Consider the following 21,700-nt stretch of genomic DNA (forward strand, 5'->3'; position numbering starts at 1 on the left):
CGGATGCTGCTCGAACGAGGTCCCGAGTTGGCGCTGGTCCGGGAGACGCTGCTGGCCGCCGCGGAGGGCAGATCCGCACTGGTCCTGCTCACCGGACCGATGGGGGTCGGTCGTTCGGCGCTCCTGCGGGAGCTGCCGTCGTGCGCCACCGACGAGATGCATGTGCTGCGGGCCAACGCGGCTCCGATGGAGCAGGACTTCGCCTTCGGCGTGGTGCGGCAGTTGTTCGACAGCCTGCTGGCCGTGACACCGGACGACGTCCGCGAGCGGTGGCTGCGGGAGGCCGGTTCCGCGCGGCCGGTCTTCGCCGACCACGACCTGCCGCTCGAACAGAGCCCCACGGTCTGTGCGTCCGACCTCGTCCTGCACGACCTGCGCTCGCTCCTGGCCCGGATCAGTGCGGACACACCGCTGTTGGTCCTGGTGGACGATCTGCAGTGGGCGGACGCCTCCTCGCTGCGCTGGCTCGCCTACCTGGGCAAGCGGCTGCACGGACTGCGGGTGGTGCTGGTCTGCTCACTGCGCGACGGTGACCCCAGGGCACAGGAACCGCTGATGAGGGAGGTGACGGAGACCGCGACCCGGGTGCTGCGTCCCGGGCCGTTGTCGCTGGAGGCGACCGAGGCCATGGTCCGCGAGCAGTTCGAAGAGCCGGGGGACGAGGAGTTCGTCCGGGCCTGCCACGAGATATCCGCGGGCAACCCGGTCTTCCTGATGTCGGTCCTGCTGGGCCTGGTGGTGAGCGGCTACCGGCCGACGGCCGACCAGGCCGACACCGCCCGCTCGCTCCGCCCCCGGCAGTTGAAGGAGCGGCTGGCAGGCTGTCTGCGCACCCAGTCGCAGCCGGTACGGGACCTGGCCGCCGCGATCGCGACCCTGGGGGAGCCGGGCGATCCCGCACTCGCCGCCCGCCTCGCCGGACTCGACGCCATCGGCTCCGCGGGGGCGCTGCGGGTGCTCCACCAACTGGGACTGCTGGCCGACGAGCGCGAACCGAGGTTCATCCACCGGGTCGTGCAGGACGCGGTCGAGTACTCGATGACCATGGCGGAGCGTCAGCACTGGCACGAGTCCGCGGCGAGTCTGCTGTACAGCAGCGGACGTCCGGCGGAGCAGGTCGCCGCGCAGCTCATGGCCGTCGCCACCTCCAGCAGGCCCTGGTCGGCGGCCGTGCTGCGGACCGCCGCCGACACCGCGCTGCGCAGGGGCGCGCCCGACATGGCGGCCCGCTATCTGCGGCGTGCGCTGCTGGACAGCTCGGAGCAGGGGGAGGACCGGGCGCGGCTGCTGATCGACCTCGCCACGGTGGAGCGCGCCTTCGACCCCTCCGCCTGCGAGCGGCACATCTCCCAGGCGATCCCCCTGCTGAGCACGTCCAGGGACCGGGCCGCCGCCGCCCTGCGGATCTCGCCCGGCTTCCTGGGAACGGTGGCGCCCTCGGCCGTCGACATCCTTCGCCAGGTCGCCGCAGACCTCGGCTCCCCGGGCCTGCTGAAGGGACCGGCACGCGATGCGGCCCTGCGGCTGGAGGCCCGCCTGCGCCACCGTGCCCGCGAGGACGCCGGTGAACTGGCGGCCGCCGTCGAGCGCCTGCGGCGGCACGAAGGGGACCTGCCGGTGTGCTCCGGTGCGGAGCGCGAACTGCTGGCCGTCCTCCTCAACGCCGCGACACTCAGCGGCAGTCCGTCGGCGGCGGAGGTCGCGCACCAGGCCGACCGGATTCTGGAACGCGAACCGGCCACTTCCACCCGTGCCCAGTCCGTGCTGCCGCTGCTGGTGCTCAGCTTCGTCGGTGCGGACTCGCTGCGGTCCATCGGATCCTGGCTGGCGGCCGAGGAGCAGACCCGCAGGCAGAGCCGCGTCGTCGCCGACCCGGTCGTCCACGCGGAGCATGCCCTGGTCTCCGTCGCCCGAGGACGGCTGGCACCCGCGCGCGACCACGCGGAGCGCGTCTTCGACCTGGCCGACGCCCACTGGCAGGAGGCCGGGGTCATCTCCACCGCCGCCCTCGCCTGGGTGGCTCTGGAGACGGGTGACCTCGCGTTCAGCGACCGGGTACTGGTCTACGCCGGTCGGCGCCGACCGGCGAGCCTGATCTCCGCCTCGATGCTGCGGCTCCTGGGGGGCATGGTGCAGGCGCAGCGCGGCGACTGGACCGGAGCCCTGGACACGGTGCTGACCTGCGGTCGGCAGCTGGAGGTGGCGGGCTGGCACAACTCCGTGCTGTTCCCCTGGCGGTACCGGGCCGTCGGCCTGTACCAGCGGCTCGGTGACCCCCGCTCGGCACTGGCCCTCGCGGAGGAGGAGTACGCGCAGGCCGCCGCGTGGGGGGCGCCCGTCGGGGTGGGCCGGGCTCTGCGGCTGGGCGGCGGGCTGCGGGACGGCCGCGCGGGCACCGAGATGCTGCGCGAGGCGGTCGGTGTCCTGCGGAACTCGGCGAATGAGCTGGAACTCGCCCGCGCCCTGCGTTCGCTGGGCAGGCGGTTGGGGCAGGGGGCCGAGGCCGAGGCGCTGCTGCGGGAGGCCGGTGAGCTCGCGCGGGCCTGTGCGGCGCCGTGGCGGGTGGAGCGGGTGGCCACCGCTGGTGACGGCGTGTCCGGTGCGCCGCCGGAGGCCGTACTGACCCGTACCGAGTCCCGGGTGGCCGGGCTGGTCGGCAGCGGCCTCACCAACCAGGAGATCGCCCGTGAACTCGGTGTGAGTTGCCGCGCGGTGGAAAAACATCTTACGAATTCCTATCGAAAACTCGGGATATCGGGGCGACGTCAGCTCGTGGCAGTCCTGGAGGGGACGGCTCCGGCCGTGCGGTGATGGCGGGGGTCCGCTATTCCTTCGGTTGCCGCGCGATGGTTCGGTCCGCCCCTTCGGCTGCTTCGGCAGGCCGGGCGGACCGAACCGCAAGGGCCCGGTAAAACCCGCAGATCCGGCCGTATCCTCTGGGAGATCGGGCCGTACCGTACCGAACCACCGAAGCAGCGGGTGCGGACCGAACCTTCCGGTCGGACGACCGCAGGATTGGCGGCGGATGGTTCGGGTGCCGTTGACCATCCTGGCGGCGCTTATCTAGGGTTCATTTCAGACTTCATTCGGCAAGCCCGTTCGTACAAGGGTGCAGTGACGGCGCGGGCAGCGCGCCCCGCACTCTTCGAAAGCCATGAGGAGATATGAGTTCCTTGGCGATTTCCGCTCCCGCACCGGTGGACTTGGCGCAGACGGTGGCGCACGACCTGGCGTCCGAGTACGCCGGGTCGGCGGAGGATCATCCGCTCTCCGGGCAACCGGGTCTGAACATGGCCTGTCTCGATCGGACTCTCACCATCCAGCAGGCGAACCAGGAGTTCTTCCGCAGGTTCGGAGGATCCTCTGCGGGCCTGTGCGGGCGTGCGTTCGGCGATCTGGTGCATCCCGGTGTCCGGCAGCCGCTGATGCGTCAGTTCTCCGGACTCCTGGAGGGCCGGCGCGACCGGTTCGCCGCCGACGTGATCGCCGTGGGTCCTGACGACTCGGCGTTCACCGTGCCTCTCACGGCAGTTGCCGTGCGGGGTGGTTCGCCCGATGTCTCGGCGATCCTGGTCATGATGACGGCTGACGGTGGTTCGGCGGAGCCGGGGATGGTCGCCGGCCGCAAGAAGATCCTCAGCGAGATCGACGCCCGCATCCTCGAAGGGATAGCCGCCGGCGTGTCCACCGTCCCGCTGGCCTCACGGCTGTACCTGAGCCGCCAGGGCGTCGAGTACCACGTGACGTGTCTGCTGCGAAAGCTCAGGGTCCCCAACCGGGCCGCCCTCGTCTCGCGCGCGTACTCCATGGGCGTGCTCAAGGTGGGCGTCTGGCCGCCCAAGGTCGTACAGGACTTCGTCAAGTGATGGCGGCGGGTCGGCCCGAGGTCGGCAATCTCGGCCCACGCCACCGCTCGAAGGCGGAGGAGACCCGGCGCAGCCTGGCAATCATGGACGTACCGATCGCCGACTACACCCGTGACGGTGTCACCCGCACCGTACGGCTCGCCGGTACGACGCCGAGCCGGGCCGAGGTACTGCGGATGCGCGAGTCGTACTACCGGAGCACGCTGACCCGGCTGGGCGTCTCCGTGTGGGACGACCACGACGAGACGGCCGTCCACCTGCTGTGCGTCGAAGGCACGGTACCGGTGGGCAGCCTGCGGGTCACGCTCAACCGGCGGGGGCTGGGGGACATGTACGAGGACTTCCCGCAGGCCGACGAACTCCTGGGCGACAGCGGGGACTTCCTGTCGTTCGCCAGGGAGCTCGTGGTCCCGGGCCGTCGTGGCAGCGAGGTGACGACCGCGATGGCGCATGCCGCCTGCCTCTGGTGGCGCGGGCACTCGCCGGTCAGACGGGTCGTGTTCACCAGCATCGTGCGGGCGGGCCGGTCGCCGGCGTTCTTCGGTGCCACGGCGGTGACCGCGCCGGTTCCCCTCGGGCCTGCCGCGACCCCCGTGGTGATGTGCACCGGCTGGCTCGACCCGGTCATCGCCGGCACCACCCGCCGCCTTGAGCGCGCGGGATGGTCGGTCACCGTCCGGCCGACGACATGACCCGGCAGGCCGATCACCCGCTGCCCGTGCCGCTCGTGCTGCCGCTGGCCGGCGGTCCGCCGGCCGAACCGCCTTCCTGCTACCGAAGGTTGCGCCGCGAGCAGCCGGTCTGCCGGGTGCGGATGCGCTCCGGAGATCCGGCCTGGCTGGTCACCCGCTACCAGGACGCGCGGGCCGTGCTGTCCGACCGTCGCTTCAGCAAGGCGGCGCTCCTGGAACCCGACGCGCCGCGCATCCGGCCCGGGACGCTGCCGCCCGGCCTGCTGTTCACCACCGATCCGCCCGAGCACACCGTGCTGCGCTCCCGGATGGACGCCCTCCTGAGGCCCCGGATTCCCACCCTGCGGCCGATGGTGGCGGACATCGCCGACGAACTGCTGGACGTGCTGGGCCCGGCGGGCCGGGCCGACCTCGTCGCGTCCTTCGCGCGCCCACTGGCGATGCGGGTCGTGTGCCGGCTGCTCGGCGTCTCCCCGGCCGACCGCGACCGGTTCGCGTACTGGGCCGAGGTGGTGCTCGCCGTCGAAGGTTTCGACGGCACCGAGGTCGACCTGGCCCAGCGCGATCTGCTCGCCTACAGTGCGGAGTTGGCCGCCGCGCGCCGTGCGCGGCCGGCGGACGACCTGGTCTCCGCGCTGTCCTGTGCCGATGCCTCCGCGGTCGCCTCCCTCGTCGCTACGATCCTGGTGACCGGGTACGAGACGATGGTCGCCGCGATCGCCAACGCGGTGCTGGTGCTGCTCACACAGGGAGGCATACCGGCGCCGTGGCCCGCGGCGTCCGGCGAACTGGTCGAGGAACTGCTGCGGCTGGGAACCTTCCAGGACGCCCTGCGCTCCCGCAGGGCCACCGAGGACGTGCGCCTCGGCGGCGTACTGATCCCCGCCGGTGACGTCGTCCTGGTCTCGATCGCCTCCGCCAACCGCGACGAGGACGTCTTCACCGACCCCGACCGCCTGCTGCCCGGCCGTCGACTGCGCGGCTGCGGCCGACAGCTGGCCTTCGGCCAAGGCGTGCACTACTGCCCGGGCGCCGCCTTCGCGCGCATCCAGCTCGACGTCGCGCTCGAACGCCTGTCGGCGCGCCTGCCGCAGCTGTGTCTGGCGGTTGCGCCCGAGCGGCTGGTACTGCGCACCTGCTCGTCCGAGAGTCCGCCCGAACGGCTTCCGGTCCGCTGGGGTGCCGCCGATCACCGAGAGGAGTGAGGGCGGGCCGGGGACGGTTCAGGACTCGGCGGGTACGGCGATCGCGGCGAGCACCAGCCCGCCGCTGATCAGCCATCGACCCGAGAGGGTGTCCATGGGCCGTCCCCGTCGCTGCACCGGCGACGGCACCAGGATCCGCGCGGAGAACGTCGACGCGGCCGCGTCCACGGTGATCCTCGCGTCCTCGAACCCGATCCGCAGGGCGGTGACCGGGTACCACGCCTTGTAGACCGCCTCCTTCAGACTGAAGAGCAGCCGGTCCCAGTGCGTCCCCGGCACGGCCGTCCGCAACTTCCGCACCCACACCCGCTCCTCGGGGAGCGAGATCGCCTCCAGAATCCCCTCGGGCAGCGCGTGGTGCGGCTCCGCGTCGATACCGACCATGCTCATCTCCGTGCCACGGGCGAGCGCGGCCGCCCGGTAGCCGGCGCAGTGGGTGATACTTCCCACGACGGAGTCGGGCCATCGCGGAGCCCCGAGCTCACCGGGCAGCAGAGGTACCGGCGGCAGCCCGAGCTGGACGAGGGCACGTCGCGCGCACCACCGCCCGGTGGCGAACTCGCGCCTGCGCTTCTCGACGGAGTTCCGGACCACGAAGGCCTCCTCCCGGTGCAGCAGGGCCTGCGGCGGATCGCCGAAGGCCTCGGAACTCACCACGCCGGGCGGAAGGATGCGCTCTATCACTGGGACTCTCGATTCTGGGCACTGTCCGGTCGATCGTCATATCGGCCACAGCGGCCGATGCCCGTGCCTGCGGGTGTCCTCGGCACGCAGCGTGGCCAGGGCGTCCACCAGCGCCGAACGGGTCAGGATCGGATCGATCACCCGATCCACGGCCCCGATCCCCTTGGCCGGCCACGCCAGGGACAGGCCGGCGCCGATCGACCGGGAGTTCATGACCAGGCAGGACACGCCGTGCGCCGAGCGCAGGATCAGCTGCACACGTGGCACCGTCGCCGTGCTGTACGCATACAGCAGCTGTGCCCCGTAGGGCAGGACGCCCGGCCGCTTTTGACCGCCGAGGCCCCGCAGCAGACCGGGCGCGTCGACCAGGGTGACCAGCGGAATGGAGAACGCGTCGCAGGTCCGCACGAACCGGGCGATCTTCCGCGCGGCCGGGGAGTCCAGCATCCCGTCCAGCACGGCGGGTTGGTTCGCGACGATGCCCACGACACGGCCGTCCAGCCGGGCCAGGCCGCAGACGACGTTCGCCGCCCACCAGCCGTGGACCTCCAGCAGACCCCCCTCGTCGACGATCTCGTCGATCACGGCGCGAATGGCGTACGGGTGGGCGCCTTCGAGTGGTACCAGGTCCGCCAGGCGCTGGTTGGCGCGGTGGGTGGAGGTGACGGTGACCGCCACGGGCGGCAGCTCCCGACCGCCGGCGGGAAGGAAGGTCAGCAGGCGCCGCACCTGTCGCAGACACTCGGCGTCGCGGGCGCAGCGGGAGGAGGCCGCCCTGCCGCAGACGGCGGTGTGCGCGGTGAAGACGAAGTCGGCGACCAGCGGTGGACGGACCGCCCCGTCCGTGCCCGGCCGGACGGCGCCCAGCACCACGCTGATCTGCGGGATCACCCCCGACGCCTGAGCGCTGCGGCAGAAGATCCGCCCGTGCTCCGCGACGGTGGTGGCACTCTGCTCGCCCCGGGTGCCGACGCCGAGGCTGAGACCGACCAGTGGCGCGCCCGCCGCCTCGGCGAGATCCATCAGGGTGCGGATCTCCTCGGCATGGGCCCTGCCCGAGGAACCGCCGCACCTGCGAAGGTCGTGCGCGCAGGCGAAGACGGTCCGTCCGCCGACCCTTCCGCAGCCGGTGATCACCCCGGCGGCGGTCTGCGGGCCGCCCGGGCCGATGCCGTCGGTGCGGCGGCGAGGGGGCTCGATCCGGCGGAAGGTCCCTTCGTCGAAGAGGAGGCCGAGTCCTTCCTGCGCCGTCAGTTCGCCGCAGGAACCGTGCCGTTCGGGTGCCGTCTCGCCGGACCTCAGTTGCAGGACGTCGGTGAGCGAGTGGAGTTCGGCCACCCAGGCCAGGAGGCCCTGCGAGGCGGTACCCCCCACCGAGGCCATAGGTCACCCTTCCACCGGTCAGCCGGGTTCGTGTCGGTTCTCCAACCTACGGGGGACCGGACTAGTGAAATCTGTAGGGAACCGGGACCGAGCCGGCGTGCCGTCAGGTCTCGGCTGCGTCCGGCACCCGGGCCGTCCGAGTGCCAGGACTCAAAGGGTTCCCCCGCAACCGTGGGCCGATTTCCCGCCGAAAGCGCGCTCCCCGCCGAATATGTGTGCGCTGTCGCAGTACCGGCCTGACCATTCCCTCCGTGCACCGCGATCTCACCGAGCCAATTATGAGAATTCCCTGGAATCCGGTCGGCCCCTCTTCCGTCCCACCGCGGCCACGGCACATGCAGCCTCCCGGCTGCCGGGACCGCAGTCGTGGCCGCGGGGATCCCGGTCGTGCAGGGGTGAAGAAACCGTTCACCGTGACAGCTCTGCTGCCACCGGCAGGGGCGCGGTACCCGGTGGCAGCCTCGGTGTGTCGATCGCCAGGTGATGGGCGGGCCTGCCAATCTGGGATCATGGCCGACCGCTACCCACGAATTCGCGACCCGATCCGATTTCCTGTCGTCTCGGCAGACCGCCGCTCCGGGCGTTCCGAATAGGGTTTGCCGCCCGGACGAGTTCGAGGGCTATTGAAGCCGTTCTCTGTGAAAGCCGGACAGGAGGAGCTGTGTCACGAGTGGAACCGACTTCGGGCACGACGGAGCCCGTTGGTGCGCCGGGTGTCCCGAAGTCATCACACCTCTGGGTGCTGCCGCCGGTCCAGCGGCTGGCCCAGTACTTCGAGCGGACCTGTGACCGGGTCCCGGAGAACACGGCGGTCAGCTGCGGCACCCTCTGCCTGACCTATGCCGACCTCGACCGGCGGGCCAACCGGCTGGCCCGGTTACTCAGGCAGCGGGGCGCCGGTGAGGGCCAGTGCGTGGGGATCCTGCTCGAACGGTCGCTCGACACCTACGTCGCCCTGCTCGCGGTGCTCAAGAGCGGAGCGGCCTTCGTCCCGCTGGACCCCTCCTTCCCCGCCGACCGGGTCGCCTTCATCGCCCAGGACTCGGGCCTGTGCGACCTTCTCACCACCTCCACGATGGGGGAGAGGACGGCCGGCCTGTCCTGCCGGATTCTCGAACTCGACACAGCGGAAGAGCAGTTGGCCGCACAGCCGGACGACCGCCCGGCCGTCGACACCGACCCGTCGTCGGTCTGCTACGTCATCTACACCTCGGGTACCACCGGTCGGCCCAAGGGCGTGGCCGTCTCGCACGCCAACATCGTCAACTTCGTCCGCTCGGTGGCCCCGATCTACCAGGTCGCCGAGGAGGACCGGGTCTACCAGGGCCTCTCCATCGCCTTCGACTTCTCCGTCGAGGAGATCTGGCCGGCCTGGGTCGCGGGCGCGACGCTGGTGGCGGGGCCGACCGACGACCGGCGGGTGGGGGAGGGCCTCGCCGCCTTCCTCGTCGAGCAGGCGATCACGGTGCTGTGCTGCGTGCCAACCCTGCTGACCACCATCGAGGCCGAGGTGGCCGGCCTGCGCAGCCTGCTGGTCAGCGGTGAGGCCTGCCCGCCCGACCTGGTCCGCCGCTGGTCCCGCCCCGGCCGCCGTATTCTCAACGTCTACGGCCCCACGGAGTCGACGGTCACCGCGACCTGGACCGAGCTGTCCCCCAGCCGCCCGGTGACCATCGGAGTACCGCTGCCCACCTACCGGGTCTACATCCTGGACGAGCAACTGCGCCCCGTCCCGGACGGCGAGAGCGGTGAGATCTGCATCGGCGGACCGGGCGTGGCGATCGGCTACCTCAACCGGCCGGAGCTCACCGCCGAACGGTTCGTCACCAACCCCGTGGAGCACCACCGCGAGGAGAGCCCGCGGATCTACCGCAGCGGCGATCTGGGACGGCTCAACTCCACCGGGGAGATCGAGTTCCTCGGCCGGATCGACACCCAGGTCAAGATCCGCGGCTACCGCATCGAACTGGCGGAGATCGAGGAGGTGCTCCGCGAGGACCCCGCCGTGGAGAACGCGGTGGTCGTCCCGAGGGAACAGGACGGCGTCGTCCAGGACCTGGTCGGCTACGTCACGCTGACGGACCGTGGTGAAGCCGGCCACGAGGAACTGCGGACGCGCCTGCACACCTCGCTGCGCCGCCGTCTGCCCGACTACATGATCCCTTCCTTCGTCGAGGTACTCGCCGAGTTCCCGCTGCTGGCGGCGGACAAGGTGGACCGCAAGGCCCTGCCCGCGCCCGCCTCGCCGCCGCTGGCCCGGCGCTCGCGCTCGCACACGGCCGCCGGCACCGTGCTGGAGCGTCGGATGGCGGAGGTCTGGCAGGAGGTCCTGGGGGCCCGGGACATCTCCGTGGAGGACGACTTCTTCTGCGACCTCGGCGGCCACTCCATGGCGGCGGCCCGGCTGATGTCCAGGCTGCGCCGGATGCCGGAGCTGGAGCGCCTGGCGATGCCCGACCTGTACGCCCACCCCACGGTGCGTGGCCTCGCAGCGTTCGTCGAGACCGCCGCCGCACCCGCCCCGCAGGGGACAAGGCTCGTGACGCCCGCGCCCCTCCGCCACTCCACCGCCCGGGTCATGGCCTGCGGCACCGCCCAACTCGGCCTGTTGTACGGATGGTTGCTGCTGTTCGGCCTGCCCGGCCTGGTACTGCTCTACCGGGTGCTGGCCGCCTGGCGGATGCCCCTGCGGGGGGTGGATCCCGGCGGAGCCCTCGGGTACCTGGCCCATCTGCCCGCCGCGCAGTTCGTCCCCTTGCAGATCGCCTGGACCCTGCTGGACCTCACACTGATCCCGCTGCTCGGCTGCCGGCTGCTGATGGCCGGCGTCCGTCCGGGCTGGTACCCGCTCTGGGGTGTCACCTATCTCCGCTACTGGCTGTACAGCAAGGTGATGGCGCTGTCGGCGGTCACCGTACTGGCGGGCTCGCCCCTGCTGCCGCCGTTCCTGCGGCTGTTCGGCGCCAGGATCGGGCGCGGCTGCCACATCTCGATCCCGTTCGGCCTGCCGCGCTTCGTGGAGCTCGGCGACGAGGTGAGCATCGGCTACGGCGCACGGGTCCAGTCGTACTCGATCGAGAGCGGCTGGTTTCGGCTGGCTCCGGTCCGGCTCGGGGACGGCAGCTTCCTGGGGACCAACAGCGTCGTGCTGCCAGGCGCCGTGATCGGCGCAGGCGCCTCCGTCGGCGAGCAGTCCCTCATTCCGGCGGACTACGTCGTACCCGAAGGCGAGCACTGGGCCGGATCGCCCGCCACACCCCAGGAGGCGGCCCCGCCCGTCCTCCAGGCGATGGCCGAACAGCCCGACAGCGGACCCTGGCCGCTCCGCCTGCTGGCCGGCTACGTCGGGGCGGCGCTGCTGCTCGCCCTGGTGCCGCTGGTGATCGCCGCAGTGGGTGCGGCGGTCATCGGCGTGGTGCTCTGGCAGGACGGGTTCGACTGGGCGCTGGCCTCCACGCTGCTGGCCGGACCGGCGTTCGTCCTGGCCACCTGCACCATGGTGGTCCTGGTCAAGCGTGCGGTGCTGCCCAGGGTGCGGGCCGGGATCCATGCGGAGCGCAGCGGGTTCGGGGTCCGCAAGTGGATCGGCGACGGCCTGCTGACGACCAGTCTGACACTGACCCACTCGCTCTACTCCACGCTCTACCTGGTCCCGTTCCTGCGGCTGCTCGGCGCGCGGACCGGACGCTGGTCGGAGGTGGCGACCGTCAGTTTCGTCGACCCGGACATGCTCATCATCGGCGAGCGCAGTTTCGTCGCGGACATCAGCGTGGTGGGCCCCGCGGTCTTCCACCGGGGCCGGATCGCACTGGCACCGGCGGAGGTGGGCCGGCGCAGCTTCGTCGGCAACGGCGCGCTGCTGCCCGGCTCGTGCCGGATGGGCGACAACAGTCTGCTCGGCGTGCACTCCGTGGCTCCCAGCAGGCCGATCGACCCGGAGACGACCTGGCTGGGCTCACCGGCGATCTTCCTGCCCCGCCGCGAGGAGAGCCGGCCCTTCCCGTCGAAGTACACCTACGCCCCGAGCCCCGGGCTGATCGCCGCCCGCCTGGCCATCGAGTACCTGCGGGTGACCCTGCCCTCGACGTTCGCCTTCTTCACCGCCGTGGGCGCCCTGTACGTCGGTATCCGACTGGCCACCGCCGGCTCGCCGCTCCAGGTCTTCCTCCTCGGCCCGGTGCTGCTGCTGGGGGCGGGCCTGTTCACCACGCTGCTCGTGGTGCTGCTCAAGTGGCTGGTCATCGGTCGCTACCGGGCGCGCGTCGAACCGCTGTGGAGCATCTGGGTCCGGCGGACCGAGCTGATCACCGGGCTGTTCGAGAACCTGGTCGTGCCGGGCCTGCTGAGCTACCTCACCGGCACACCGCTGGCGCCGTGGGTGATGCGGCTCTTCGGTGCGCGGATCGGCCGCCGGGTCTGGCTGGCGACGACCTACCTGACCGAGTTCGACCTTGTCGAGGTCGGCGACGACGCGTGCGTCGGGGAGGTCACCTCCCTCCAGACCCACCTGTTCGAGGACCGGGTCATGAAGATGTCCAAGGTCACCGTCGGACAGGGAAGTTCGATCGGCCCGCGATGTGTCGTCCTGTACGACGCCGAGGTCGGCGACGGCGCCGCCCTGGACGCCCTGTCGCTGGTCATGAAGGGCGAACGGCTCCCGCGCGACAGCCGGTGGCGCGGTATCCCGGCCCGCCCCTGCTGACCACCGTGCCCACCACCGCCCCCGCCGGGACGGCCCCCGCCGCTCTCGGACCCACCTCCCCCTGGAGACAAGCATGATCTCGCTCGACCAACTCGGTGCATGGACAGGACCGAAGGTCGCCGGTGACCTGCCGGGGCCCATCTCGGCCGAGTTCCTGGCCCGTCAGCAGCAGTACGAGTCCAACGCCCGCAGCTACCCCCGGCGGCTTCCCATCGCCATCGCCGAGGCCTCGGGCAGCCTGATCCGGGACATGGACGGCAATGTCTTCATCGACTTCCTGGCGGGCGCGGGCGTGCTCTCCCTCGGGCACAACCACCCCGAGCTGGTGGCGGCCGTGACCGCGCAGCTCGGTGTGCTGACCCACGGCCTCGACTTCCCCACCCCCGTGAAGGAAGCCTTCGTCGAGGCCCAACTGTCCATGCTGCCAAAGGGGATGAGGGACCGGACGAAGATCCACTTCTGCGGCCCGACCGGGGCCAACGCCGTCGATGCCGCGCTCAAGCTCTGCAAGACCGCGACCGGCCGTGGCGAGGTCATCTCCTTCCAGGGCGGCTTCCACGGCAGCAGCCACGCCGCCATGGCGCTCACCGGACTGGTCTCGCAGAAGCAGCCGATCCTCAACGGCGTCCCCGGTGTCCACTTCTTCCCGTACTCCTACTGCACCAGGTGCCCGCTGGGCCTGGCACCGGACACCTGCGCCACCAACTGCGTCGAATACCTCGAACGGACACTGGGCGACGGCAACGGCGGGGTGCAGCTGCCCGCCGCGGTGGTCATCGAGATGGTGCAGGGCGAGGGCGGCATCATTCCCGCCCGTACCGACTTCGTCCGCAGGGTGCGCGCCCTGACCAGCGAACTCGACATCCCCCTGGTGGTCGACGAGGTCCAGACCGGCTGCGGGCGCACCGGGACGTGGTTCGCGTTCGAGGAGCACGGTATCGAGCCCGACGTCATCATCGCCTCCAAGGCGCTGAGCGGTATCGGTACCCCGGTCGCGCTCATCATGTACGACGCCAAGCTGGACACCTGGGCCCCCGGTGCCCACACCGGAACCTTCCGGGGCAACCAACTGGCCTTCGCCGCCGGGGTGGAGGCGGTGCGTATCGTCCGTCGCGACGACATCCTCGGCAACGTCGCCCGCCGGGGCGAGCAGGTCGCGGACCGGCTCAAGGCGCTGCTGGAGAACCCGTGGGTGGCCGAGGTGCGCGGGCGCGGTCTGATGTGGGGCATCGAGTTCGCGGACCCCACCAACGGCGACCCCGCCGGCCGGCTTGCGTCGGCGGTGCAGTCGGCCGCGCTCCGGCGCGGACTGATCGTCGAGGTGGGCGGCCGCCAGGACTGCGTGGTGCGGCTGATGCCCCCGCTCAACGTCAGCGCCGACACCGTCGATACGGCCTGCACGATCCTGCTGAACGCCATCCGCGACGCGCAGGAAGCCCTGCGGGAGGTGTGAGCGGATGAGCCCGATAGTCCGGGGATTTCGAGCTCGGCGTCGGGGGGGGGGGGGGGGGCCCCCCCCCCCCCCCCCCCCCCCCCCCCCCGCCCACGCCCCCCCCCCCCCCCCCCACCCCCCCCCCCGCGGGCCCCCCCCCGCCCCCCCCCCAACCCAAACCCCCCCCGCCCACGCCCCGACCCTGCTCACCCCCCGCCGCGCCGCGCAGTACCCCGGGGGGGTGGTGTGGGCGCTCGCCCCCGGGGGGGGCGCCCGGCGCCGCGGGGGGGGGGGGGGGGGGCCCGCCCCCCCCCGCCCCCCCCGCCCGACGCTCAGGCGAAGAGCGCCGAACCGAGCCGGTCGCTCTGGTCCCTGACCCCGGGGAGTGTGAAGAAGTACCCGCCGCCCGTGGGCGAGATGTAGTCGACCAGGGGCTCACCGGCCAGCCGCTGCTGCACGGTCTGGAACTGCCGGGCCACATCCTGCTGGTAGCAGCAGAAGATCAGCCCGACGTCCAGGTTGCCGTCGGTGTCGAGGCCGCGGTCGTAGTTGTAGCCGCGGCGGAGGATCTGCTGGTCCGCCGACTCGGGGGTGCGCGGATTGGCGAGCCGGATGTGCGCGTTCATCGGAATCAGCAGGCCCTGGGAGTCGGCCCGGTAGTCGGGGAGGTCGGACTCCGCTGTGCCGTCCAGCGGCGCACCCGATTCACGACGGCGGCCGATCATCTTCTCCTGCTCGTGCAGCGAGACCCGGTCCCAGAACTCGACGAGCATCCGGATGATCCGCACCACCTGGTAGGAACCGCCCTCGACCCAGGCCGGTTCGCCGGCCGCGCCGCCGTGCGTCCACAGCACGGCGTCCGCCACGGCCGCCTTGCCGACGTCGGAATTGGCGATGCCGTCCTTGAAACCCAACTGGTTGCGCGGGGTCCCGGACGGGCGCGGGGCGGCGTGGAAGCCGTCGACCTTCCAGTTCGGCTGCATACCGCTGCGGGTGTGTCTGGTGATGTCGCGCAGCGCGTGCATCACGGTGTCGCGGGAGTCGGCGCAGATCTGCAGTGAGAGGTCGCCGTGCAGCTCCTTCGAACCGACCAGGTTGTCGTCGGGGAAGACAGGCATCGGGTCGAGTCGGGCGGGCTTGCGCGCGGCCAGCCCGTAGCGGCCGTCGAAGAGGGAGGCGCCGACGCTCACGGTGACGGTCAGCCCGTCGGCGGGCAGGACCGGACCGAGGGTGGCACTGTCGGTGGGCGGTGACGCGAGGTCGGTGGCGGGCACCGGACCGCCGGCGGTCAGCGCGCGGATGCGCTCGGTCAGCGTCCGGAAGAGGTTCTCCAGGGCGGCCCGGTCGGGCGCGATGACGTTGAACGAGACGAAGGACGCGGCAGCCTGGATCGGGGTGGTGATCCCGGCCTGGTGCGGGCCGTGGAACGGGACGCGCCGGCCGGACGGGCCGAGGTCGGGCTCGGGCTCGGCGGCGGCCGCGAACGCCCCGGCCAGCGCGCCCGATCCGACGGCGGCGCCGACCGTGGCACCGCGCAGGAAGGCGCGGCGGCGCAGGGCCTGGGCCGAAGCGGTGCGCTCGGCCGGGGCGCGGTGGTCGGCGTCGGAGGCGTCGGGCGTGATCATGCGTGGTTCCTCGGGGTGAGCAGATTGGGCAGGACGGCCAGTTCCTCCAGGAGCCGGCCGAGGTCGCCGTCGAGGCGCTGGCGCTGCGCCGTGGCGAGGCGGGAGGACGGGGTCCAGGAGCCGTCGGCGGCCCGACAGGCCGTCACCTCGGCCTGGAAGGCGGGAAGCTGCCGATTCAACTGGTCCAGCAGGCCGGGATCCCGTGGGCGGATCAGCGGAGCGAGGATGTCCAGCACCTTCTCCGTTCCCTGGACGTTGGCGTCGAGGGTGGCCAGGGTGGTGCCGCTGCCGTAGTCGGCGATGCCGCCCAGCTGGGACTGGAGCGCGTTCTCCAGGATCTCGTGGGCCCGTAGCGGCAGGTCGCCCGGGTCGGTGTCCTCGCTGGGGAAGTCCTGGACCAGGCCGTCGATGTCCGTCACCAGCTGCTGGGTGACGGGGCGCAGCCGGTCCGCGCCCCAGCCGTGCCACAGGCCGTGCTCCAGGGCGAAGAAGCCCGTCCAGCCCGGGGTGTCGACGCCCTGGGGCAGGCCGTTGGCCAGGCCGTTCAGGGACTGGTCGAAGTCGCCGAAGGAGCTGTAGGCGGCGCCGAGCCGCTCGTAGTCGAGGTGCGCGGTGAGCCAGTCGGTCCGGGCTGCGGCCAGGTCGCCACGGGCCACGTCCGCGTCCAGGGTGCGGCCTGACGAGAGCAGCTCCGGCAGCGCCGTCCGTACGTAGGCGCGGTACGCCTTGACGGGTGCGGTCATCTCCAGGTCGCCCATCGGCTGGTAGCCCGCCACGGCGCCGGTCGCGGTTCCGACGACCGCCACGGGTCCCGAGGTGAGCACAGGGCCGCTGGAGAAGACACAGCGCACCGCGTACTGACCACCCGTCAGGGTCGTTGCCAACGACAGTGTCTTACCGGGGCCGAGCCAGGGAATCTCCGCGTAGGCCAGCTTCCCGTCGGTCGAGATCAGGTAGAGCGTGGCGAAGACCTTGGAGTCGTTGGTGACGGAGAAGGCGAGCGGGCCGGCGGGCAGCCGCTCGCCGGGCGTGCCGCAGGAGTTCGTGTCCACCCGCAGCTTCCCGCCGGGTGGTGCCGCGCTGCCACCGGCCGGCGCGGAGCCGATCAGGGCGGTGGCACTCAGGAGGAGCAGCCCGGCCAGCGCCGCGCGCTTGCGGGCCGGGCGGGCAGGGGGTGCGGACGGTGTTCGCGCCGACATGGCTTCGGGCGGTCCTTCGGTCGGGCAGGCGCCCCGGCCCCTGGACGGTCGCGGATCGCGCCGCCCGCGCGCGGGGCCGGGGCACCTGGACGGTGGTGTGCTGCCGGTCGGACTCAGTTCCAGATGTCGGTGATGGGAGCCGCACTGCTGCTCTGGCCGACGGGGGCGAGACCGTACATCTGCTCCAGGGTGGCGAGCAGGTTGTAGTGGTTGATGGTCTCGCTGTACTGGCCGGGCTGGACGTGCGCGCCGGTGATCAGCGTGGGGATCTGGTTGCTCTCGGTGTAGTCGTCCTCGTCCCAGGTGACGATCAGCAGGCTGTTGTTCTGCTGGGCCCAGGTCGCGTAGTTCGCCAGGTTGTTCTGCAACCAGGAGTCACCGTCGGCGATGGTGCCGTCGTGCATGTCGTCGTTGAGGTTCGGGATCACGAACGACACCGTGGGCAGGGTGCTGTAGTCCGTGGGGAACGAGGAGAACGGCTGCGAGTCGGCGCCCGGGACGTTGCTGAAGTTGACCCACGGGGAGTGCTTGCGCGCGTAGCCGCCCGAGGTGCAGGTGGTGGAGCCGGCCTTCGGCAGATCCTCCGAGTAGCCCTTGAAGGTGTAGCCGGCGGCCAGCAGTTCGGAGCCGAGGTTCGCCGTGTTGCCCTTGTTGACCGGGCAGGCGTCGGACTTCAGACCGAAGGTGCTGCCGGCGAAGAGCGCCATGTAGTTCGGCTCGCTGGGGTGGCTGACCCCGAACGAGGAGGTCATCAGCGCACCCTGGGATGCCAGGGAGTTGATGTAGGGAGCGTCGTTGGTGTCGCCGATGATGTCGTCGTAGGAGTGGTTCTCCTCCATCACGACCACGACGTGCGCGGGGGCGGGAACGGTGCTTGCCGCCGGCTTGGCGGCGACGGCCGAGCTGTACGGGGCCAGGGCGACGGACCCCACGACGGCGGCTGCCACTGCGACGGCGGACAGTCCGGCAAAACGCGACCTCGAACGCATGGAGACTCCAGGGAGGAACGAGCCGGGCCTGCGTGCCCGGCTCATGGGGGAGGTTCGGGAGCCCGCCGCACAGGGCCTCGTGGTGCGGCCGCGGACCGATGCGGGGGCGCCGGGCGAAGGTGCGCCCGGCTTCGGTGCCGCGTACAACGTAGGTGCCGTAGGCACCCCTTAGTTGTCGGTGGACTGGCGAGACGGTGAACTTCGCAAGGAGAGCGCGGCTTCGGGCCGAGGCCGGGCCCACCGCCTGTCACCCGTTCAGAAGACCGTGACCAGCCCGTCAGTGACGGTCCGGCGGATCCGGCCGCCGCCGGGGGTGCGGCAGCCGGATGTCCGATGGTGCGAGGGCACTGACGATCCTGTGGCGGAGCAACCGTGGAGCCATGTCGATCCCTTCGGGGGGACGGATCTGAACAGGCTGGTTCCGGTGGGACGGCCACGAACCGCACTGGCCCCGCAACATCCCTGCACGCGGCGTGAGTTGGATCGGTTGTGGCCCTCCGGCACAGAGATGCTGCGCCTCTGCTGGAAGCGCTGTCAACAAGCGTGCCGGGCCGAGTTCGGGGCTCGGAACTCGTCGCCGGTGAGAGACGGTCATCGGACATCACGTCAGCTGTCGCTGTCATCCGCCCAGTTGCACGGCCTTGACGATCAGCAGCAGTGCGGCGACGACCAGGTAGCCGCGCAGCAGGCCCATCCCCAGCCGCAGACCCGGCGACCAGACGACAGGCTCCAGCAGTGCCAGAGGCGGCATCCGCCAGGTGTCCCGCTCCGAGCGGGCGACTTCGGGGGCGCTGGGCCGGGCGGGGCGGTGCCGGGCGCGGCTGGTGCGCAGTCCGAGGGCGGCCGCGAGCAGCCCGAGGGCGAACGCGGCGGAGAGGTACTCGGCGACCAGCGTGGTGTTCAGACCGGGAAACAGGGTGGTGGCCACCAGGACCCCGGAGAGCATGAGCAGGACCGAGATGATCAGGGAGGCCAGCAGGTTGAGCCAGCGCGGGTTGGTCCAGGGGCCGAGCACCGCACGGTCGTTGCACAGCAGGAGCAGGAAGACGCTGGCGGAGGGCAGCAGCAGGCCCGCCAGGGCCTGCACAGCGGTGGTGATCAGACCGAGCGGGGCACCGGGGACGAGGACGATCGCGGCCGCCAGCAGCACCATCGCGGTGTAGCTGCCGTAGAAGGCCTTGGCCTCGCCGAAGCTGCGGTGCAGCGAGTGCCGCAGGTTGAACACGTCCCCGAAGGCGTAGCTGGTGGCCAGGGTGACCGCGGCGGCACCGACGATCGAGGCATCGAGCAGCATGATCGCGAACAGCGCCCCCAGGGTGGTGCTGCGGTCGCCGAGCGCCTCGGCGACGCCGAGCGCGTCGGTGAAGTGACCGGCGGCGCTGGTGCCGCGGACCGCGTAGTCGGCGGCGATGATGATCGCGACGGCCCCGAGGACGACGACCAGGGAGCCGATGACGGTGTCGAGACGCTCATGGCCGATGAAACGCGGCGTGATGCGTTTGTCGATGATGTTGGACTGCTGGAAGAACAGCTGCCAGGGGGCGACGGTGGTGCCGACGATCGCGATGATCAGCAGCACCGCGTCCGAGGAGACGCCGCCCTGGATCCCGGGCACGACCAGGTGGTAGAAGACCGATCCGTAGCGCGGCCGGGACAGCAGGGCCAGCGGCACCAGCACCAGGCTGACGGCGATGAACGTCAGCATCGCCCGCTCCCAGCGGCGGAAGCTTCCGCTGGCGGTGATGGCGATCAGCGCCAGGGCCGCGACGGGCACGGCGATGTACTTGCTGATCCCGAAATAGCTCAGCGCGAGCGAGACGCCGATGAACTCGGTCACGATGGTGAGGAAGTTCAGCACGAACAGGTCGCCGACGCTGAACCAGCCCCAGAACCGCCCGAACCGCTCGTTGATGAGCCGGGCATGCCCGACACCGGTGACCGCACCCAGCCGCACCACCATCTCCTGGTTGACGATCAGCACAGGGACGAGCAGGAGCAGGACCCACAGCAGGCTGTAGCCGTAGTTCTGGCCGGCCTGCGCGTAGGTGGAGACACCTCCCGCGTCGTTGTCGCCGACCATGACGATAAGGCCGGGGCCGATGATCGCGAGGAAGGTGAGCAGCCGTCTCTTCAGGCTGCGGGTGGAGTCGTCCTCGTCGAGGCGGATACGGCCCAGGGCACCTTCGATGTCGCCGAGGTGGGCCTCGTCCAGTACGGCGCTCGCGTGGACCTCGGTCGCGGCGGCGGGCGGATGCGGGACGGCGGCGGGCCCGGGCCGGTGCGCGGAAGGCTTGGCAGCCGGGGCGGCAGCCGGGGCGGCGGGCGGCGGGCCCGGGCGTTGCGGTGCGGCGGGCGGTGCGGCAGCCGGTGCAGCGGGCCGGTCGTGCTGTGGAGCGGGGCGTTGTGGGGCGGCGGGCCGGTCGTGCTGTGGAGCGGGGCGTTGTGGGGCGGCGGGCCGGTCGTGCTGTGGAGCGGGGCGCCCAGGGCCGCCGGGTTGGTCGTGTCGGGGTCCGGGCGGGGTGGGCTGGTCGCTCATCAGCTCGGCTCCTGCCGGGAGTCGGCCGGGCCGGACGGCGTCGGAGGAGTCCGTGTCCCGTGACGGAGGTCCGGTGGTGGGGCGACCTCGCGGCGCCGCCAGTCCTCGGGCAGCGTCGCCTCCAGCACGTCGTCCACGGTGATGACGCCGAGCAGGATCCGCTGCTCGTCCACCACGGGCATGGTGAGCAGGTTGTAGTCCACCATCAGCAGGACGACGTCCACCAGGTCGGTGTCCGGCCCGACCCGGACGGGGTCGGGCTCGCTCACCGAACCCAGCGTGGCGTCGGGATCGGACTGGAGCAGCGTGACCAGCTTGACGACCGCGAGCAGCCGGCCGTTCTCGTCGACGCCGTAGACGCTGGTCAGCGCCTCGGCCTGGAGGCTGCGGGCGTTCCTGACGGCCGTGAGTGCCTCGCGCACCGGCACGTCCGCGGTGAGGGGCAGGAAGTCCACGGCCATCAGACCGCCCGCGCTGTCGGGGCTGTACCCCATCAGGGTCAGGACTCTGCCCCGCTGTGCGGCCGGAAGCCGGTCCAGCACCGGGCGGCGTCGGCGCTGCGGCAGCTCGCCGATGGCGTCGGCGGCGTCGTCCGCACGCATCCGCGCCAGGACGTCGGCGATCTCGGCGTCGGTGCGCGCACCGAGCAGCCGGGACGCGTGGTCCTCCTCCAACTCCTCGAAGACATCGGCCTCCAGCTCCGGGTCCTGGTGGACCCGGCCGAGGATCTCGTGCTTCTCCGCCGCCGAGGCATCCTCCAGCAGGTCCGCGATCTGCGCCGGCCTCATCCGACGGATCCGGCCGGCCGGGCCGCGCGCCTTCAGACTGCGGTCGTGGCCGATCAGCGGCTCGAACGCCTTCCAGTCCCGGCAGGTGTGCTCCCTCGGCCGGCCGCCGAACAGCCCCGGGAACCTGTGGTGGCGGTGGGTGTCCAGGCCGGAGAGCAGCCAGCGGCTCCCGCGCCGGGCGAGCTCCACGTCCGAGGCCCGCACCAGACGGGCTTCGGCCACGTCGATCAGACGGTGCCCGAGCACGTCGGCGCGGAGCAGCACCTCACCCTCGCGCCGTTCGAACGGTCGCAGATCCACCTTCGCGCTGTTGAGCCTCAGCGCCTCCTGGCCGAACGAGCTCACCTGGTGGATCGGCACGAAGAGTTCACGGCCGCCGACGCTGGCCACCAACCCCGTCACCACCGGGTAGTCCTCGCCCCTGAGACGCACGATCACATCTGCCAGCCGCCCCAGCGACCGGCCGCCCCGATCCGTCACCGGGCGCTTCAGCAGAGACGAAAGGTGCACCACGTCCGTCTGCTCGGCAGGCGTGGAAGGTGGCACGGAAGACGGTCTGACGGTCATCGCTCGGCCCTTTCCGGGCCCGGTCCGGATCC

Annotated in this window: 13 protein-coding genes; 6 read left to right on the forward strand and 7 right to left on the reverse strand. The window is 71.6% G+C overall.

Going from position 1 to position 21,700, the window contains the following annotated elements; genetic code table 11:
- Positions 1-3: 3 nt before the first annotated feature.
- From P3T39_RS13310 to P3T39_RS13325, 4 genes are all read left to right on the forward strand, one after another.
- A complete protein-coding gene (locus tag P3T39_RS13310) occupies positions 4-2,811 on the forward strand; it encodes a LuxR family transcriptional regulator (protein ID WP_280697737.1) in 2,808 nt (935 codons plus the stop codon).
- A 479-nt stretch (positions 2,812-3,290) separates the two neighbouring features.
- Entirely contained in the window at positions 3,291-3,866 is a 576-nt protein-coding gene (locus P3T39_RS13315; RefSeq protein ID WP_280697883.1) for a LuxR C-terminal-related transcriptional regulator, read from the forward strand.
- An 83-nt stretch (positions 3,867-3,949) separates the two neighbouring features.
- On the forward strand, positions 3,950-4,558 hold the full coding sequence (locus tag P3T39_RS13320) for a hypothetical protein (protein ID WP_280697738.1): 609 nt from the start codon (positions 3,950-3,952) through the stop codon (positions 4,556-4,558).
- Positions 4,528-5,763: a cytochrome P450 gene (locus P3T39_RS13325; RefSeq protein WP_280697739.1), complete on the forward strand. Its 1,236-nt coding sequence runs from the start codon at positions 4,528-4,530 to the stop codon at positions 5,761-5,763. The genes P3T39_RS13320 and P3T39_RS13325 overlap by 31 nt, the downstream gene beginning before the upstream one ends.
- A gap of 18 nt (positions 5,764-5,781) precedes the next feature.
- Here P3T39_RS13325 and P3T39_RS13330 read toward each other — a convergent pair whose 3' ends face one another.
- On the reverse strand, positions 5,782-6,417 hold the full coding sequence (locus P3T39_RS13330) for a 4'-phosphopantetheinyl transferase superfamily protein (RefSeq protein ID WP_280697740.1): 636 nt from the start codon (positions 6,415-6,417) through the stop codon (positions 5,782-5,784).
- Between the two features lie 66 nt (positions 6,418-6,483).
- Entirely contained in the window at positions 6,484-7,830 is a 1,347-nt protein-coding gene (locus P3T39_RS13335) for a carboxyl transferase domain-containing protein (RefSeq protein WP_280697741.1), read from the reverse strand.
- A gap of 670 nt (positions 7,831-8,500) precedes the next feature.
- Here P3T39_RS13335 and P3T39_RS13340 point away from each other — a divergent pair.
- Positions 8,501-12,532 carry a Pls/PosA family non-ribosomal peptide synthetase gene (locus P3T39_RS13340; protein ID WP_280697742.1) on the forward strand — a complete coding sequence of 1,344 codons (4,032 nt, stop codon included), beginning with the start codon at positions 8,501-8,503 and terminating at the stop codon, positions 12,530-12,532.
- Between the two features lie 73 nt (positions 12,533-12,605).
- Positions 12,606-13,985 carry a diaminobutyrate--2-oxoglutarate transaminase family protein gene (locus P3T39_RS13345; protein ID WP_280697743.1) on the forward strand — a complete coding sequence of 460 codons (1,380 nt, stop codon included), beginning with the start codon at positions 12,606-12,608 and terminating at the stop codon, positions 13,983-13,985.
- Positions 13,986-14,296: 311 nt separating this feature from the next.
- Here P3T39_RS13345 and efeB read toward each other — a convergent pair whose 3' ends face one another.
- From efeB to P3T39_RS13370, 5 genes are all read right to left on the reverse strand, one after another.
- Positions 14,297-15,589, reverse strand: coding sequence for an iron uptake transporter deferrochelatase/peroxidase subunit (efeB, locus tag P3T39_RS13350; RefSeq protein WP_280697744.1), 1,293 nt, complete (start codon positions 15,587-15,589; stop codon positions 14,297-14,299).
- The gene (locus tag P3T39_RS13355) at positions 15,586-16,788 is read right to left on the reverse strand and encodes an EfeM/EfeO family lipoprotein (protein ID WP_280697745.1); all 1,203 of its coding nucleotides are present in this window, start codon (positions 16,786-16,788) and stop codon (positions 15,586-15,588) included. Before P3T39_RS13355 ends, efeB begins: the two co-directional genes overlap by 4 nt.
- Before the next feature lie 113 nt (positions 16,789-16,901).
- Entirely contained in the window at positions 16,902-17,777 is an 876-nt protein-coding gene (locus P3T39_RS13360; RefSeq protein ID WP_280697746.1) for an alkaline phosphatase family protein, read from the reverse strand.
- A gap of 619 nt (positions 17,778-18,396) precedes the next feature.
- Entirely contained in the window at positions 18,397-20,313 is a 1,917-nt protein-coding gene (locus tag P3T39_RS13365) for an NRAMP family divalent metal transporter (RefSeq protein ID WP_280697747.1), read from the reverse strand.
- Positions 20,313-21,647, reverse strand: coding sequence for a CBS domain-containing protein (locus tag P3T39_RS13370; RefSeq protein ID WP_280697748.1), 1,335 nt, complete (start codon positions 21,645-21,647; stop codon positions 20,313-20,315). Before P3T39_RS13370 ends, P3T39_RS13365 begins: the two co-directional genes overlap by 1 nt.
- Positions 21,648-21,700: the final 53 nt, after the last annotated feature.

The organism is Kitasatospora sp. GP82, assembly GCF_029892105.1.
Lineage (GTDB): Bacteria > Actinomycetota > Actinomycetes > Streptomycetales > Streptomycetaceae > Kitasatospora.

What these genes read in the sequence shown, in the direction of transcription:
- P3T39_RS13310 (WP_280697737.1), top strand. Translation starts at nt 4, where the DNA reads ATGCTGCTCGAACGAGGTCCCGAGTTGGCGCTGGTCCGGGAGACGCTG.
- P3T39_RS13315 (WP_280697883.1), top strand. Translation starts at nt 3,291, where the DNA reads ATGGCCTGTCTCGATCGGACTCTCACCATCCAGCAGGCGAACCAGGAG.
- P3T39_RS13320 (WP_280697738.1), top strand. Translation starts at nt 3,950, where the DNA reads ATGGACGTACCGATCGCCGACTACACCCGTGACGGTGTCACCCGCACC.
- P3T39_RS13325 (WP_280697739.1), top strand. Translation starts at nt 4,528, where the DNA reads ATGGTCGGTCACCGTCCGGCCGACGACATGACCCGGCAGGCCGATCAC.
- P3T39_RS13335 (WP_280697741.1), bottom strand. Translation starts at nt 7,830, where the DNA reads ATGGCCTCGGTGGGGGGTACCGCCTCGCAGGGCCTCCTGGCCTGGGTG.
- P3T39_RS13345 (WP_280697743.1), top strand. Translation starts at nt 12,606, where the DNA reads ATGATCTCGCTCGACCAACTCGGTGCATGGACAGGACCGAAGGTCGCC.
- efeB (WP_280697744.1), bottom strand. Translation starts at nt 15,589, where the DNA reads ATGATCACGCCCGACGCCTCCGACGCCGACCACCGCGCCCCGGCCGAG.
- P3T39_RS13355 (WP_280697745.1), bottom strand. Translation starts at nt 16,788, where the DNA reads ATGTCGGCGCGAACACCGTCCGCACCCCCTGCCCGCCCGGCCCGCAAG.
- P3T39_RS13360 (WP_280697746.1), bottom strand. Translation starts at nt 17,777, where the DNA reads ATGCGTTCGAGGTCGCGTTTTGCCGGACTGTCCGCCGTCGCAGTGGCA.
- P3T39_RS13365 (WP_280697747.1), bottom strand. Translation starts at nt 20,313, where the DNA reads ATGAGCGACCAGCCCACCCCGCCCGGACCCCGACACGACCAACCCGGC.